This window comes from Nocardia sp. NPDC057668, assembly GCF_042799795.1.
Lineage (GTDB): Bacteria > Actinomycetota > Actinomycetes > Mycobacteriales > Mycobacteriaceae > Nocardia.
The window spans coordinates 230,197-243,350 of record NZ_JBHVIC010000009.1; the positions used below are offsets into that span (position 1 = coordinate 230,197).

The window sequence follows — 13,154 nt, forward strand, 5'->3', positions numbered from 1 at the left end:
GTCACGAGGCCATGATCCGAGCCGCCGGGGACTGGGCGAGGTAGGCGATGGCCTGCGCGCTCGAACCGACCGGCTCGGGGGTGTAGCCCGGCTTGAAGGTGGACAGCGCGCTGATCAGCAGGGACGGGATGCCCGGCACCGCGCCACGCCACATCGAGGCGAAGATCCGCCCCACCAGCATGGGATATCTGTGATCGGGCAGCGCCGGATCCTGGTGCACGAGGTACTTCGTGCCACGCAGCAGCAGCGCGATGAACACCGGGAAGATGATCAGCATCAGCGCCCCGCGGCGGACGTAACCGACGCCGAAGTACTCGGCCACGTCGTGCGCGACCATCCGGTGCTCGACCTCTTCGGCACCGTGCCAGCGGAACAGGTCCAGCATCTGCGGGTCGGCGTCGAACTGCTCGAGGTCGGCGTTGAGCACCCAGTCGCCGAGGAAGGCGAAGAAGTGCTCGAGCGCGGCGATCACGCCGAGCCGTTCCACCAGCACCTGCTGCCGCTTGGCGTCGGTGCCGCCCTCGCGCGGGCCCAGGGTCTTGCGGAAGAGGTATTCCGCCTGGCGCACATAGGGTTCGACGTCGATACCGTGCGTGGCCAGCACCTCTTCGAGAGCGCCGTTGTGACTCTCGGCGTGCATGGACTCCTGGCCGATGAAGCCGATCATGGCTTCGCGCAGCTTCTCGTCGCGCACCAGTTCCAGGGCTTCGCCGTAGGTCACCAGGAACATGCGCTCGCCCTCGGGCAGCAGCATGCTCAGGGCATTGAGAACGTGCGAGGCGATGGGCTCCTTGGTCATCCAGACCGGCTTGGTATTCGACCAGTCGAATCGCACGTTACGGGCATGAAGCGCCACCTCACCGGGTTCGGTCACCGGTCGGCGGCCCCGCTTCGGAAGTAGCTTCATCGATACTCCTGGTTGTTCTGTCGGCACAGCGTCGTGCTGGGTCCGTTGTGATGGGTCCCACGTGATTGCTGCATGAGCGTAGCAAAATTCTACGCGTATATGGGACTGCTAGTTACATCTAGATTCGGCGACCGGAGAATCACCGGCCGGACACGCCGGGTGACGTGCCGAATGACGATCTTGCCCGGTCTGCGGCCGAACCCGTAATGCCCGGGTGATCTGCGCGGGGGATCAGCTGTCGACGTGCACGTGCGGCCGCTGCGAACGGCGCGGCACCGCCCGGCGCAGCACCTCGCGGGTCACCGGGGCGACCTCGCCCTCGCCGACGAACCAGAAGCGGGCGAGATTAGCCAGCGGGCTGCCCTCGGACCATTCGAAGTACACGTGCGGCGGGCGGCCGGTGCGGTCGCGGATGGCGAGCAGGATCGCGGCGATGGAGTTGGGCACGGCCGCGGCCTCGACCGAGAGGATGCGGTACCGCTCCACCTCGACCGCGGTCACCAGTAGATCGGTGCTGAACTCGGAGGGGTCCTTGACGGTCACCTCCAGGAACAGGATCGGCTCGTCCGCGGGCAGGTGACTCTCGCGGCGCTGGTCGGCTTCCTTCTCGGCGTATTCCCGCGGCAGGCGCTCACCGATCTGGTGGGTGACGACGCGGACTTCGCCCCGCGCGGCCAGCTCGTCGATGAACCGCCCGGCCGCGTCGTCGAACCGGACCTCGATGGCGCGCAGTTCGAACGCCCGCCGGAAGCGGGAGACGAAGGACACCAGCACGATCGCGAGCACGAAGAGCACGGCCAGATGGACGCCCTCGGGCTTCTCGATGATGTTGTCGATGGTGGTGTACACGAAGATCACCGACACCAGGCCGAACCCGAAGACCTTGTGCCGCTCGCCCGCTCGCGCCGCCGACAGGGTCACCGCCACCGCGGCCGAGGTGATCAGCACCAGCACGCCGGTCGCGTACGCCGCGCCCTGCGAGTCCACGTCGGCGTCGAAGTACCAGGTGATCAGGAAGGCGATGGCCGCGAAAACCAGTGTCAGGGGCCGGATCTGGCGCGCCCACTCCGGGGCCATGCCGAAGCGCGGCAGATAGCGCGGCACCAGGTTGAGCAGGCCCGCCATGGCCGAAGCGCCCGCGAACCACAGGATGGCGATGGTGCTGATGTCGTAGATCGTGCCGAAGACGGTGCCGAGGTGTTCGTGCGCCAGATACGCCAGCGCGCGCCCGTTGGCCGGTCCGCCCGGCTCGAAAGCCGCCTCCGGGATCAGGATCGTGGTGATGAAGCTGGTGACGATGAGGAATCCGCTCATGATGAGCGCGGCGGTGGTGAGCAGTTTGCGCGCGCCGACGATGCGCCCGCGCGGATGTTCCTCGGTGTCGGACGCGCTGCCCTTGATCTGCGGCATGACCGCCACGCCGGTCTCGAACCCCGAAAGGCCCAGGGCCAGTTTGGGAAACACCAGCAGCGCGACCGCGACCATCAGGAAGGGATTGCCGTGCTGCGCGGTGAGCGCGTGCGTCCAGTCGGTGACCAGGTGCCGGTGTTCGAGGACCTGCACGATCCCGGTCACCGCGACCACGACGTTCAGCGACAGGAACACCCCGACCAGCACCACGGCGATGCCGATCGCCTCGGAGAAGCCCCTGAGGAAGACCGCGGCGAGCAGCGCCAGCAGGACCAGGGTGATGGCGAGATTGTGCCCATGCAGTGCGTCCGGAACGAGCGGGTTCTCCACGATGTGGGCCGCGCCGTCGGCCGCCGAGAGGGTCATGGTGATGGTGAAGTCGGTGGCGGCGAAGCCCAGCAGCACCAGCACGAGCAGCTTGCCCCACCAGTTCGGCAGGAAGCTCGCGAGCATTGCGATGGAGCCGCCGCCGTGCGGGCTCTCCCCCGCGACCCGCCGGTACACCGGCAGCGCGCCGAGCAGGGTGAGCGCCACCAGCACCAGCGTGGCCAGCGGTGAGAGCACCCCGGCGGCGAGCGCGGCGATGCCCGGCTGATAGCCGAGGGTGGAGAAGTAGTCGACGCCGGTGAGGCACATGACCTTCCACCAGGAATGCCGCTGCTCCTTGGGCGCGGGCTTGGCCAGCGGCCCGGGGAGTTGCGCGTGCGGCTCGTTGACGTCGGCCAGCAGCCAGTTGGCGAACCTGCCGCGCGCCCCGGCATCGGTCGTGGTCACAGCGCCTCCGCACCCACTGGCCCGGAGCTCCGGGCTCGGCAACGTTGAGGCAAATGTACTCACGCCACACCGAACCCGACCGCACTTGACCTCGCGAGTCGCACCGCGATCCCGCTGGGTTCCGGCGGTCGGACTCCGGCGCGGCAGGCGCGCCAACAGCGGCGTGTCGCCGCCGGCTAGCCCAGGTACGCCAGGATCGCCGTCGACAGAGCGGCGGCCAATCGGGCTCGGCCGTCCGGGGATTCGAGCAGGGCGGCGTCGTCGGGGTGGCGCATGTTGCCGCATTCGACCAGCGCGGCGGGGCGTTCGGCGAAGTTGAGGCCGGCCAGGTCGGGGCGGGGGTTGAGACCGTCGGAGCCCACGTACGTGGAGGGGACGAAGCCCGCGCCGCGCAGACCGTCGCGCAGGACGGTGGCCAGGCGGGCGGAGGGTTCGCCCTGGGCGTCGTTGAGCGGGGGCGAGGAGTGTGCGACGTGGAAGCCGTGGGCGTTCGCGCCGGTGTTGCCGTCGGCGTGAATGGAGACCACCGCGGCGGCGTTCACGCGATTGCCGAGGGTGCCGCGTTCGTCGACGCAGGGCCCGGCCCCGTCGTCGCTGTCCCGGGACATGACCACGCGGATGCCGCGCGCGGTGAGCAGATCGCGCACCCGGACCGCGACGTCCCAGTTGAATTCGTGTTCGGTGTACCCGTCGTTCGCACCGGTTCCGGTGGTGTTGCAGGCCTTGCTGCCGCCGCGCCCGTCGGGCACCTGGGCATTGATGACCTCGGGATGCGCACCGCCGCCGCCGTTGTGGCCGGGGTCGAGCACGACCGTGCGCTCGATCCCCGGAACCCCGGGCCATCGCGTCCCGAGCTGATCGGCCACGGGCCGGGCGGCGGCGATCGGCGCGGCGGCGACCTGACCGCTGCCGCCGATCAGCAGCGCGCCGCAGAGCACGGTCAGAGCTTTGAGATGTCGGTATCGCACCCGGCCCACCCTACGGCCGTCGCGACCCCGGATCGGCTCAATGCTCGAGCTTGCGCAGCAGATCGCGCAGTACGCGCAGTTCGTCCGGACCCAGTTCGGCAACTTCGGGCGGCGCGGGGTCGGGGGTGGCCACCGCGACCGCGACGACCTGCCGCCCGGCCTCGGTGAGCGAGACCAGCTTGCGGCGGCGGTTGCCCGCGTCCACCTCGCGCACCACCAGCCCGCGCTCCTCGAGATCGTTGATCGCGACCGTGGTGGCCGGGGCGTCCATCGTGGCGGCGTTGGCCAGCGCCTTGACCGTCAGCGGCCCCGGCCGCAATCGGCGCAGGACACGAATCCTGCTGAACGGCAACCCCGTTCGCTCGATGACCGCCCGCTTCCACCCGTCCCGGGTGTCCATGACCACGTGGGTGAGCAGCTGCCAGACCTCGTCGGGGGTGGGATCATCCGGCATGGGCGGAAACCTTCTGTTCGAGCAGTGGTGCGACGCGATCCCGGGAACGGTACGCCCACTCGGTATTCGCGGCGACCCCCAAGCCGAGGATCGCGACCGCGAGGGCGGTGATGATCCACCACAGCCCCGCGCCGCTGACCGCACCGCACAGGGCCACGCCCAGACTCACGCCGACCTGACGGCTGGTGGAGGCCACCGCGGCGGCCGCGCCCGCCCGATCCAGGGGCATGCCGCTGACGGCCGCGGTGGTGATGGGGGCATTGACCATGCCGAAGCCGATACCGAAGAGCGCGAACAGGATTACCAGCTGCCAGATCGCCGTCTCGGGGGTGAGCCGGGTCAGCCCGGCCGCGGCCAGCGCCATGAGCGTGCCCGCCGCCAGCAGCGACGGCCGGGTTCCGCGCTGCCCGACCAGCCGGCCCGACAGCGGCGAGAACACGAGCATGCCCAGCGCCATGGGCAGATACAGCACCCCGGTGTATGCCGCCGAGAAGCCGCGTGTGCCTTGCAGATACAGCGACATGTCGAACAGGAACGCGCCCAGAGCGGCGAACGCGCACACCGCGATCACGGTGGCCGAGGCGAACGGCACGCTACGGAAGAAGCGCAGATCGATGAAGGGCGTGCGGTGCCGCGCCTCGTGCCAGAGGAAGCCTCCCAGCGCCACCGCGGTGATGATCAACATGCGGGGCCGGTCCTCGATGAGGCCGAACACCAGGGTGAACAGCACCGTCATGACCAGAAGCTGTCCGAGCCAATCCATTCCGCGCGGCTGGGTGGATTTGGACTCGGGCACGAACAGCGTGGTGAGTGTGAAGGCCACCGCCACGATGGGCAGGTTGATCCAGAACACCGATTGCCAGCCCAGGGAGTCGATGAGCCCGCCGCCCACGAGCGGGCCCAGGGCCGTGGAGATGCCGACGACCGCACCCCAGATCCCCACGGCGCGAGCACGTTCCACGCGGCCGGTGAAGACCGTGGTGATGATCGACATCGCGACCGGATTGAGCATGGACCCGCCGACGGCCTGCAGGAACCGCGCGCCGATCAGCACCTCGATGGTGGGCGCGAGACTGCACGCCAGCGAGCCGGCCGCGAAGATCAGCAGCCCGACCCGGAAGACGCGCTTGCGCCCGAAGCGATCCGCGAGCGCGCCCGAGAGCATGAGCAGGCTGGCCAGGGTGAGGGTGTAGACGTCGACGATCCATTGCAGGCGCGACATCGACGCGCCGAGATCCGACCGAATCGCCGGGATGGCGACATTGACGATCGTGGCGTCCATGGACGAGATGAGCAGGCTCAGGCAGCAGGTCACCAGAATGATCGTCTTGCGACGCCTGCTCAGCTCGCCAATGGTTGCCGTCATGCAACTATTGTTAAACTACAAGTGTTTGGCGGACAAGAGTGTCGGCGGTCACGCCGATTCCCCGGCGCGGTTCTCACGCCGGGCCGCACCAGCCGATCTGCGGCAGGAGGCACGGCCTGGAGTTGGCCGTCCACAGGTCCGTGACCAGCCCGGTCACCGCCCCGAGCACATCCTCGGTCTGCTCGTCCGCCGTGCCGTAGGTGTGCGCGGAGACCGTGAAACCCGGCCCGTACGAGGCGGAGGCGACCTCGGGCACGCCCACATCCGCCCAGCCCCATTTACTGCCCTGCACCTGCGGCAGGCGCGAGGTGCCCCAGTCCTGCACGGTGCCGTCGGCCGCGACCGGGCTCGCCTCGGACATCCAGGTCAGCACCGGGCTCTCCGGATCGGAGCGCATTTTGGCCGCCAGGAAGTCCGAGACGTCGGCGGTGCTCGTCGAGGAGACCGCCCAGCCGCCCGAGCCCTGCGTCGCCGAGAGCTGATACTCGGCCGCCACCGCGTCGATCGCCTGCGGGTACTTGGCTGCCATGGCATCCGCCGCCCCGTCGTCGGAGTAGCGAATCATTCGCTCCCCCAGCCTTTTATCCTCCTCCGACCCGTCCCCGTGCCGCAGCGCGTAATCGGCCATGTAGAGCTTCACGATCGACAGCCCGCCCCGCGACTCCCGTTCGTTCGCGGTCCCCCACTGCACCCCGGGCACCACCGACCGCACCGAAATGGAGGTCCGCGGCGGCACCTCCACCTGCGGCGGCTCGGGCGCGGCCCCCGCCTCTCCCGCCGCACCCAGGCACACGCCCGCCACCAATGCCCCGATCAACCCTGCTCGATAGCCCATCGCCACCTCCGCGTCGGATGTCGTGCAAACCTCCAGCATCCCTCGCCCGTCCCCGGGACCAGCTCGTACACCTCGCGACACGCCGAGCCACGCACACGCCGAGGCGGACTCGCCCCCGGCCACCCCTCGATCACCACCTGCGAGACGGCGCGCGACTCGGCGGCTTGGGCGGTGTCCGTCGAACCAGCACTCTCGACCACATCCGGGACAACACCCGGCGACCCACACGGCCGCGTCCGACGCACCGCTGAAGACAGGAAGCAACCGCACCCCGGCGATCGTGGAGCCGCGCCGCTCCGGCACGAATTCGCCGGGTACCGCCGTTCCGCCGGAGCCGATGGCGCGGGATCGCGACCCCGACGAGGAGAGCTGTGCGATCCTCGCCGGCCAACGATGCCGACCGGCGGCTCGCCCCGGTGCCCGCGTGCGTCCGTCTCGCCGGAGCCGACGACCGACAGCAACGCACGGCCCGACCGCCGGCGGGCCGCCGACCCGGTCCGAGGGCGGCGGTGTATCCACAGCCGGGTCCGACGCCCACCCCCCTCCGAGCCTTCCGACGAGGTGGCGAACGCACGGCGTGAACCCCTACCGCCCAGTAGTTTTCATCTCGCCCCAACTGCTCTTCACTCAGTGGGACCGCGGTTTGCCGGGGCGTTCGCCCTCGGGTAGCGCCAACCTTCTCAGACGCCTATGCTCCTCCGCGAGATCCGAATCCGGTTGCCGGTAGGCGCATTTCGTGTGCCCCGGCACCGAACTCGGTCCCGCCGGGGCGTTCGCCTCGGTGAACGTGAGTGCGGAAGTGCAAAGCTTGTCGGAGTCATCGAATCCGCCGGGCGGCCGGGCGAATGCCGTTCAAGGCATCGGCCTGCTGGTCGGAACGCTGTTGGCGTGCGCGGCGATTGCCGCAGCCGGAGTGGTCGCGGCGGTCCTGTCCGCACCCGAAGAATCACGCGTCGCCCTCATCGTGGGCGGGTCGATCGCCGGGGTGCTGCTGTGCGCCGCGGTCACGACCGCGGTCCACTTCCGATCGCAGATGCAGCGGGCACGTGCGGGCGAAGCCGCGGCCAACGCCGAGACCCAGGCCCGCCTGGCCTCCTACGTGGCCTCCGCGAACGCGCGAATCACCGAGGTGCACAACCACGCTCAGGCGCTGGAGGAAGCCGTGACCGCGCGCAGGCGCGAGGTCAAGGACAGCGAGAACCGGCGCTCCGCGGCCATGGCGGCGTTCGCGGGCGCCGCCGGTCGCATGCAGGCCATGAGCACCAGCATGCTCGCCGAACTGCGCGAGATGGAGCACCGGCACGCGGACCCCCGCGTCCTCGAGGACCTGCTCGAACTCGATCACCGCACCGCACAGGCCGGTCGCCTGGCCGACAGCATCGCGGTGCTCAGCGGCGCGCGCTCGGGCCGGCGCTGGGCCAAACCCATTGCCATGGAGTCGATTCTGCGCGGCGCGATGGGCCGCGTCGCGGGCTACCAGCGGGTGCGCCTGCGCGCGGTCGCCGAGATCGCCGTCGCCGGGCACGCGGCCGAGGGCGTCATGCACGTGCTGGCCGAACTCCTGGACAACGCCTGCAATTTCTCCCCGCCCACCACCGAGGTGCACGTCTACGCGGCCGAAGTGCCCGCGGGAGTGGTCATCACCATCGAGGACAGCGGCCTGGTCATGAGCGAATCCGCTTTGCGCCGAGCCGAACTCGCGGTCGGCGGCGACGGCGCGAACCCGTCGGCTCGCGGCGCGCACTCGGATCTGTCCTCGCTCTCGGGCACCCGGCTCGGCCTCGCCGTGGTCGGTCACCTGGCCCGCAAGCACGATCTCACGGTGTCCTTCCGCCCCTCCGCCATCGGCGGCACCGCGGTGGTCGTGGTCGTCCCCCGTGAACTGACCACCCGGCTGGAGCGCCCCCGGCCCGCCGCGACCGGTGCGGCGGAGCCCGTCGCGGCCGCGATTCCCGTGCTCGCGGGCGGCACCGTCACCTCCCCGGGCCTGCCCATCGCCCTGCCCCGGCGCACCGCCCTGCCGGCGACCGCCGAGCCGGAGGCCCTGCCCGCCGGCGCCTCGCACGACTTCTTCACCCTGCCCGCCGCCCTGACCGCCGAGCCCGCTGCCAATACCGCGGCCGCGCGGACACTCTCGGACAACACCACGGGGCTGCTGGGTTCCCCCGCGGCCCTGCCGAGTTCGGCTCCCGAACTCCCCGGCACTCCCCCCGCCGCCCTCGAACCGCCGCGACCACAGCCCGGTCCGGCGGCCGATCGCGCACCGGCCCAGGACTATTGGCAGTCCCCGTTGCCGAATTCCACCACCGCACCGAATACCCCGCCCTCGAATCCCCCCGCCGGTTTCTCCGGCAGCACCACCCCGCTGCCCGGACGTGACTCGGCCGGCACCGAAACCCCGCCGAGCTCACCGGCTTCCACGACCGCCCGGCTGCCCAAGCGGCAGCGGGGCAGTGCGCTGGCCGCGGCTCATCCGCAGGGACTGTCCGCACCCGCTGCACCGGCGTTCCCCCTCTCGTCCCGAACCCCCTCACCGGCCGCGCTGGGCGCCTTCCAGCGCGCGGTGGCCGGGCGTGAGAACGCCGGTGACGCAAACCCACCCTTGGAGACCGATCGATGACCCTCTCGGCAACGCAGCTGGGCTGGCTGCTGGAGCAGCTGCTCGTCCGTACCCCGCGCACCAGGCACGCCCTGCTGCTATCCGGTGACGGACTGAAGATCTGCCACACCTCCGAGCTGGGCAACGACAGCGCCGATCAGCTGGCCGCGATCGCCGCGGGCATGCAGAGCCTCTCGCACGGCGCGTCGGTCGAATTCGGGGACGGGCGCGGTGGGGTGCGCCAGTCCATGACCGAGTTCTACGGCGGCATCCTGTTCATCGTCGAAGCCGGGGTGGGCGCCCATATCGCGGTGGTCGCCGCCGAGGACGCCGATGCCGGGCTCGTCGGCCACAACATGAAGGAGTTGGTCGAGCAGCTCGGCGAGCACTTGGCCGCCGCACCGCGGGTCCGGGGCGCGAGCGTGTCGTGACCAGGCCACAGGAGGATCCGGACCGGCTCTACACGCTCACCGGCGGACGGAGCCGGCCGGACTCGGACGCCTTCGATCTCGTCACCCTCGTTGTCAGCGAATGTGATCCGGCGCCGGGCATGCAGTCCGAGCACGCCGCGATCCTGCAGATCTGCCGCACCCCGGCCGCGGTCGTGGAGATCGCCGCGGAGCTGCGACTGCCGGTCGGCATCACCACGATTCTGCTCTCGGACCTACTGCTCGCGGGCAAGATCACTGTCCGGCATCCGCGGCACAGCCCTGCCGCGCAATGGCATTCGCTGCCGGACTCCACCACCCTCGAGAAGGTACTCGTTGGACTCCGCAATCTCTGATCCCCGCCCGGCCCGGGCCGACGCGCCACTGCACGAATCCGCCAGTCAGGGTTTGAAAATCGTCATCGTCGGCGGATTCGGCGTCGGCAAGACCACCATGGTGCGTTCGGTCAGCGAGATCCGCCCGCTCGACACCGAGGCCACCATGACCCAGGTGGGCCACGGCATCGACGATCCCACCGGCGCGCCCGACAAGTCCACCACCACCGTGGCTTTCGACTTCGGGCGGATCACGATCGACGACGAGCACGTGCTGTACCTGTTCGGCGCGCCGGGCCAGGAGCGGTTCTGGTTTCTGTGGGACCGCCTGTTCACCGGCGCGCTCGGCGCGATCGTGCTGGTGGACCCGCATCGAATCTCGGACTCCTGGTACGCCATCGATCGCCTCGAACATCAGGGCACGCCGTTCGTGGTGGCCTGCAACAACTTCGGTGGGACACCGCACACGCAGCAGGACGTGCGCGACGCCCTGGATCTGGACCCCCGCGTCCCGCTCGTCGATTGCGACGCCCGTCAGCGTGATTCGTCCAAGCGCGTGCTGATCAGCCTGGTCGAATACCTCTACAGCTCGGAGACCCCGTCATGACAGCCTCGGGCTGCCCGATCACTTCGGCCGCCGGGGTCGTGCCGTTGAGCGGACCGCGCTTTCACACCGATCCCCGCGCGCTCTACAACGACATGCGGCGCGACCACGGTTCGGTGGCGGCCGTGGAATTGGCCGGCGGCATCCCGGCGTGGCTGGTCATCGGCTACCGCGAGATCCACCAGGTCACCAACAGCCCCGAGCTGTTCCCGCGTGACGCGAGCCTGTGGAACCAGTGGGTCAACATCCCCGAAGACTGGCCGCTGCTGCCCATGATCGGGCCGCCCATGCCCTCCATCTACAGCACCGCCGGGGCCGAGCACCGCAGGCACGTGGCGATGGTGGAGCCCGCGCTGGAATCGGTCGACCCGTTCGAACTGCGCAGGCACTGTGAGGAATTGGCCGATCGCCTGATCGACGAGTTCTGCGGGCGCGGGCACGCCGACCTGGTGGCGGACTTCGCCGTCCCGCTGCCGGTGCTGGCGCTGTCGTGGCTGCTCGGCCTGCCCGACGAGCGCGGCCCGCACCTGGCCCGGGTCATGAAGGCGCTGGCCGACGGCGGCGCGGACGCGCAGTCCGCCTACGCCGCGTTCATGGGCGAGATGCAGCAGTTGCTGATGGAGCGCAAGGCCGCGCGCGGCAACGACCTGGTCTCGCGCATGCTCGCGCACCACGATCAGTTCACCGACACCGAATACGTGCTCGACCTGATGGCGGTGGTCGCCGCCGGGCAGCTGCCCACCTCCGACTGGATCGGAAACTCGGTGCGGCTCATGCTCACCGACGATCGCTTCGCGGCCGCGCTGGGCGGCGGGCGGCGCAGTGTCGGACAGGCCATGAACGAGGTGCTGTGGGAGGACACTCCCACCCAGATCCTGGCCGGTCGCTGGGCCGCCCGCGATACCCGTCTGGGCGACAGAACGATTCGCGCCGGCGACCTGCTGCTGCTGGGTCTGGCCGCGGCCAACGCCGATCCGCACGTGCGCCAGAACGTGACCGACTCCGCCGTACACAGCGGCAACAGCGCGCATTTCGCGTTCAGTCACGGTGAATACCGCTGCCCCTTCGCCGCGCAGGAGATCGCCGAGGTGATCGCCCGGACCGGTATCGAGGTGCTGCTGGATCGGCTACCCGATATCGACCTGGCGGTGCCGGCCTCGCAATTGGAGCGCAGGCCGTCACCCTTCTTGCGCGGAATGACGTCCCTACCAGTTGTTTTCAGCCCAGTTCGCGCCGTCGGAGGTTTCCAGTGACTTCATGCCCCCATGCCATGCCCATCGACTTCATGGTGAGCGACCTCGATGGCGAGACCGCCCGCCTGCGCGCCGCCGGCGCCATCAGCCGCATCGAACTGCTCGGCGTGCCCGCCTGGACCGTCACCGATCACACGATCGCCCGCCAACTGCTCACCGACCCCCGCCTGATCAAGGACATCAACGCCTGGGGCCTGTGGACCTCGGGCGTGGTGACCAGGCAGTGGCCGCTGATCGGCATGATCGACGCGGGCACCTCCATGTTCACCGCCGACGGGGCCGAGCACCGCCGCCTGCGCATCAAGACCACCCAGGCGCTGACCCCCCGCCGGCTGGAAGCGTTGCGGCCCACCATCGAACGGCTCACCAAGGAGCTGCTGGACGATCTCGACGAGGCGGGCCGCGACGGCGCGGTGGTCGACCTCAAGCAGGTTTTCGCCTACCCGCTGCCGATGCAGGTGGTCAGCGAGCTCATGGGTGTGCCGCGCGCGGATCAGGCCATGCTGCTGGCCTGGTACAAGGCGTTCTTCTCCATGCTCACCCCACAGGACGAGCGGCTGCGGGTGATCGACGAGCTCGACGTGTATTTCACCGAGATGGTGCGCCGCAAGACCGCGGAGCCCGGCGACGACCTCACCAGCGCGCTGATCCTGGCCGACGAGGGCGGCGAACCGCTCACCGAAGAGGAGGTCGTAGGCAACCTGAAGGCCCTGGTGGCGGCGGGCCACGAGACCACCGTGAGCCTGATCGTGAACGCGACCCGGGCGCTGCTCTCGCGCCCCGAGCAGCTCGCCCTGCTGCGTAGCGGTGACACCGAATGGAAGCAGGCCATCGAGGAGACGCTGCGGTACGACGGCCCCGTCACGCACCTGCTCATGCGCTTCGCCACCGAGGACATCACCGTCGGCGACACCGTGATCGACAAGGGTGAGGGCGTGGTCATCTCCTACCGCGCGGTGGGCCGCGACCCGCAGATCCACGGCGATGACGCCGACGACTTCGACATCACCCGGCCCACCGCGGCGCGCAACATCTCCTTCGGCTACGGCCCCCACATCTGCCCCGGCGCGGCCCTGGCCCGGCTCGAAGCCGCCATCGGCCTCCCGGCGCTGTTCGACCGCTTCCCCGGGCTGAATCTGGCCGCGCCGCTGGAGGAGATCGGCAATCTGCCGGTGCTCACCCAGAACGACGTGGCTGCGCTGCCGGTCCGCCTGAGCTGAG

Annotated in this window: 12 protein-coding genes; 6 read left to right on the forward strand and 6 right to left on the reverse strand. The window is 69.9% G+C overall.

All coding sequences use genetic code 11. The features are described 5' to 3' along the window. Position 1: 1 nt before the first annotated feature. The 6 genes from ACFVBH_RS39055 to ACFVBH_RS39080 all read right to left on the reverse strand — a co-directional run bounded on the left by ACFVBH_RS39055 (position 2) and on the right by ACFVBH_RS39080 (position 6,714). Positions 2–907, reverse strand: a complete 906-nt coding sequence (locus tag ACFVBH_RS39055; RefSeq protein ID WP_354986963.1) for a metal-dependent hydrolase — start codon at positions 905–907, stop codon at positions 2–4. Positions 908–1,138: 231 nt separating this feature from the next. Next, on the reverse strand, positions 1,139–2,953 hold the full coding sequence (locus tag ACFVBH_RS39060) for an amino acid transporter (RefSeq protein WP_379012127.1): 1,815 nt from the start codon (positions 2,951–2,953) through the stop codon (positions 1,139–1,141). 314 nt (positions 2,954–3,267) lie between these two features. Next, complete coding sequence (locus tag ACFVBH_RS39065) at positions 3,268–4,059, reverse strand: N-acetylmuramoyl-L-alanine amidase (protein WP_379011245.1); 792 nt, start codon at positions 4,057–4,059, stop codon at positions 3,268–3,270. A 37-nt stretch (positions 4,060–4,096) separates the two neighbouring features. After that, positions 4,097–4,513 (reverse strand): MarR family transcriptional regulator, encoded by a 417-nt coding sequence (locus tag ACFVBH_RS39070; protein WP_354986965.1) that lies wholly within the window; start codon positions 4,511–4,513, stop codon positions 4,097–4,099. Next, positions 4,503–5,879 carry an MFS transporter gene (locus ACFVBH_RS39075; protein WP_379011247.1) on the reverse strand — a complete coding sequence of 459 codons (1,377 nt, stop codon included), beginning with the start codon at positions 5,877–5,879 and terminating at the stop codon, positions 4,503–4,505. Before ACFVBH_RS39075 ends, ACFVBH_RS39070 begins: the two co-directional genes overlap by 11 nt. Positions 5,880–5,952: 73 nt before the next feature. Continuing rightward, a complete protein-coding gene (locus ACFVBH_RS39080) occupies positions 5,953–6,714 on the reverse strand; it encodes a hypothetical protein (RefSeq protein ID WP_379011250.1) in 762 nt (253 codons plus the stop codon). Between the two features lie 808 nt (positions 6,715–7,522). On the opposite strand from ACFVBH_RS39080, the gene ACFVBH_RS39085 reads away from it, so the two are divergent. From ACFVBH_RS39085 to ACFVBH_RS39110, 6 genes are read left to right on the forward strand one after another with little or no spacing between them, the layout of a single operon-like run. After that, the gene (locus tag ACFVBH_RS39085; RefSeq protein WP_379011253.1) at positions 7,523–9,334 is read left to right on the forward strand and encodes an ATP-binding protein; all 1,812 of its coding nucleotides are present in this window, start codon (positions 7,523–7,525) and stop codon (positions 9,332–9,334) included. Then, positions 9,331–9,744: a roadblock/LC7 domain-containing protein gene (locus ACFVBH_RS39090; protein ID WP_354986969.1), complete on the forward strand. Its 414-nt coding sequence runs from the start codon at positions 9,331–9,333 to the stop codon at positions 9,742–9,744. The genes ACFVBH_RS39085 and ACFVBH_RS39090 overlap by 4 nt, the downstream gene beginning before the upstream one ends. Next, entirely contained in the window at positions 9,741–10,097 is a 357-nt protein-coding gene (locus ACFVBH_RS39095; RefSeq protein WP_354986970.1) for a DUF742 domain-containing protein, read from the forward strand. Before ACFVBH_RS39090 ends, ACFVBH_RS39095 begins: the two co-directional genes overlap by 4 nt. Beyond that, positions 10,078–10,683 carry an ATP/GTP-binding protein gene (locus tag ACFVBH_RS39100; RefSeq protein WP_379011258.1) on the forward strand — a complete coding sequence of 202 codons (606 nt, stop codon included), beginning with the start codon at positions 10,078–10,080 and terminating at the stop codon, positions 10,681–10,683. Before ACFVBH_RS39095 ends, ACFVBH_RS39100 begins: the two co-directional genes overlap by 20 nt. After that, positions 10,680–11,933, forward strand: coding sequence for a cytochrome P450 (locus ACFVBH_RS39105; protein WP_354986971.1), 1,254 nt, complete (start codon positions 10,680–10,682; stop codon positions 11,931–11,933). Before ACFVBH_RS39100 ends, ACFVBH_RS39105 begins: the two co-directional genes overlap by 4 nt. After that, on the forward strand, positions 11,930–13,153 hold the full coding sequence (locus tag ACFVBH_RS39110) for a cytochrome P450 (protein ID WP_379011266.1): 1,224 nt from the start codon (positions 11,930–11,932) through the stop codon (positions 13,151–13,153). The genes ACFVBH_RS39105 and ACFVBH_RS39110 overlap by 4 nt, the downstream gene beginning before the upstream one ends. Position 13,154 lies beyond the last annotated feature (1 nt).

Coding starts and splice junctions, on each gene's coding strand:
- ACFVBH_RS39055 (WP_354986963.1), bottom strand. CDS start 907: ATGAAGCTACTTCCGAAGCGGGGCCGCCGACCGGTGACCGAACCCGGT.
- ACFVBH_RS39060 (WP_379012127.1), bottom strand. CDS start 2,953: ATGTGCCTCACCGGCGTCGACTACTTCTCCACCCTCGGCTATCAGCCG.
- ACFVBH_RS39070 (WP_354986965.1), bottom strand. CDS start 4,513: ATGCCGGATGATCCCACCCCCGACGAGGTCTGGCAGCTGCTCACCCAC.
- ACFVBH_RS39075 (WP_379011247.1), bottom strand. CDS start 5,879: ATGACGGCAACCATTGGCGAGCTGAGCAGGCGTCGCAAGACGATCATT.
- ACFVBH_RS39080 (WP_379011250.1), bottom strand. CDS start 6,714: ATGGGCTATCGAGCAGGGTTGATCGGGGCATTGGTGGCGGGCGTGTGC.
- ACFVBH_RS39090 (WP_354986969.1), top strand. CDS start 9,331: ATGACCCTCTCGGCAACGCAGCTGGGCTGGCTGCTGGAGCAGCTGCTC.
- ACFVBH_RS39105 (WP_354986971.1), top strand. CDS start 10,680: ATGACAGCCTCGGGCTGCCCGATCACTTCGGCCGCCGGGGTCGTGCCG.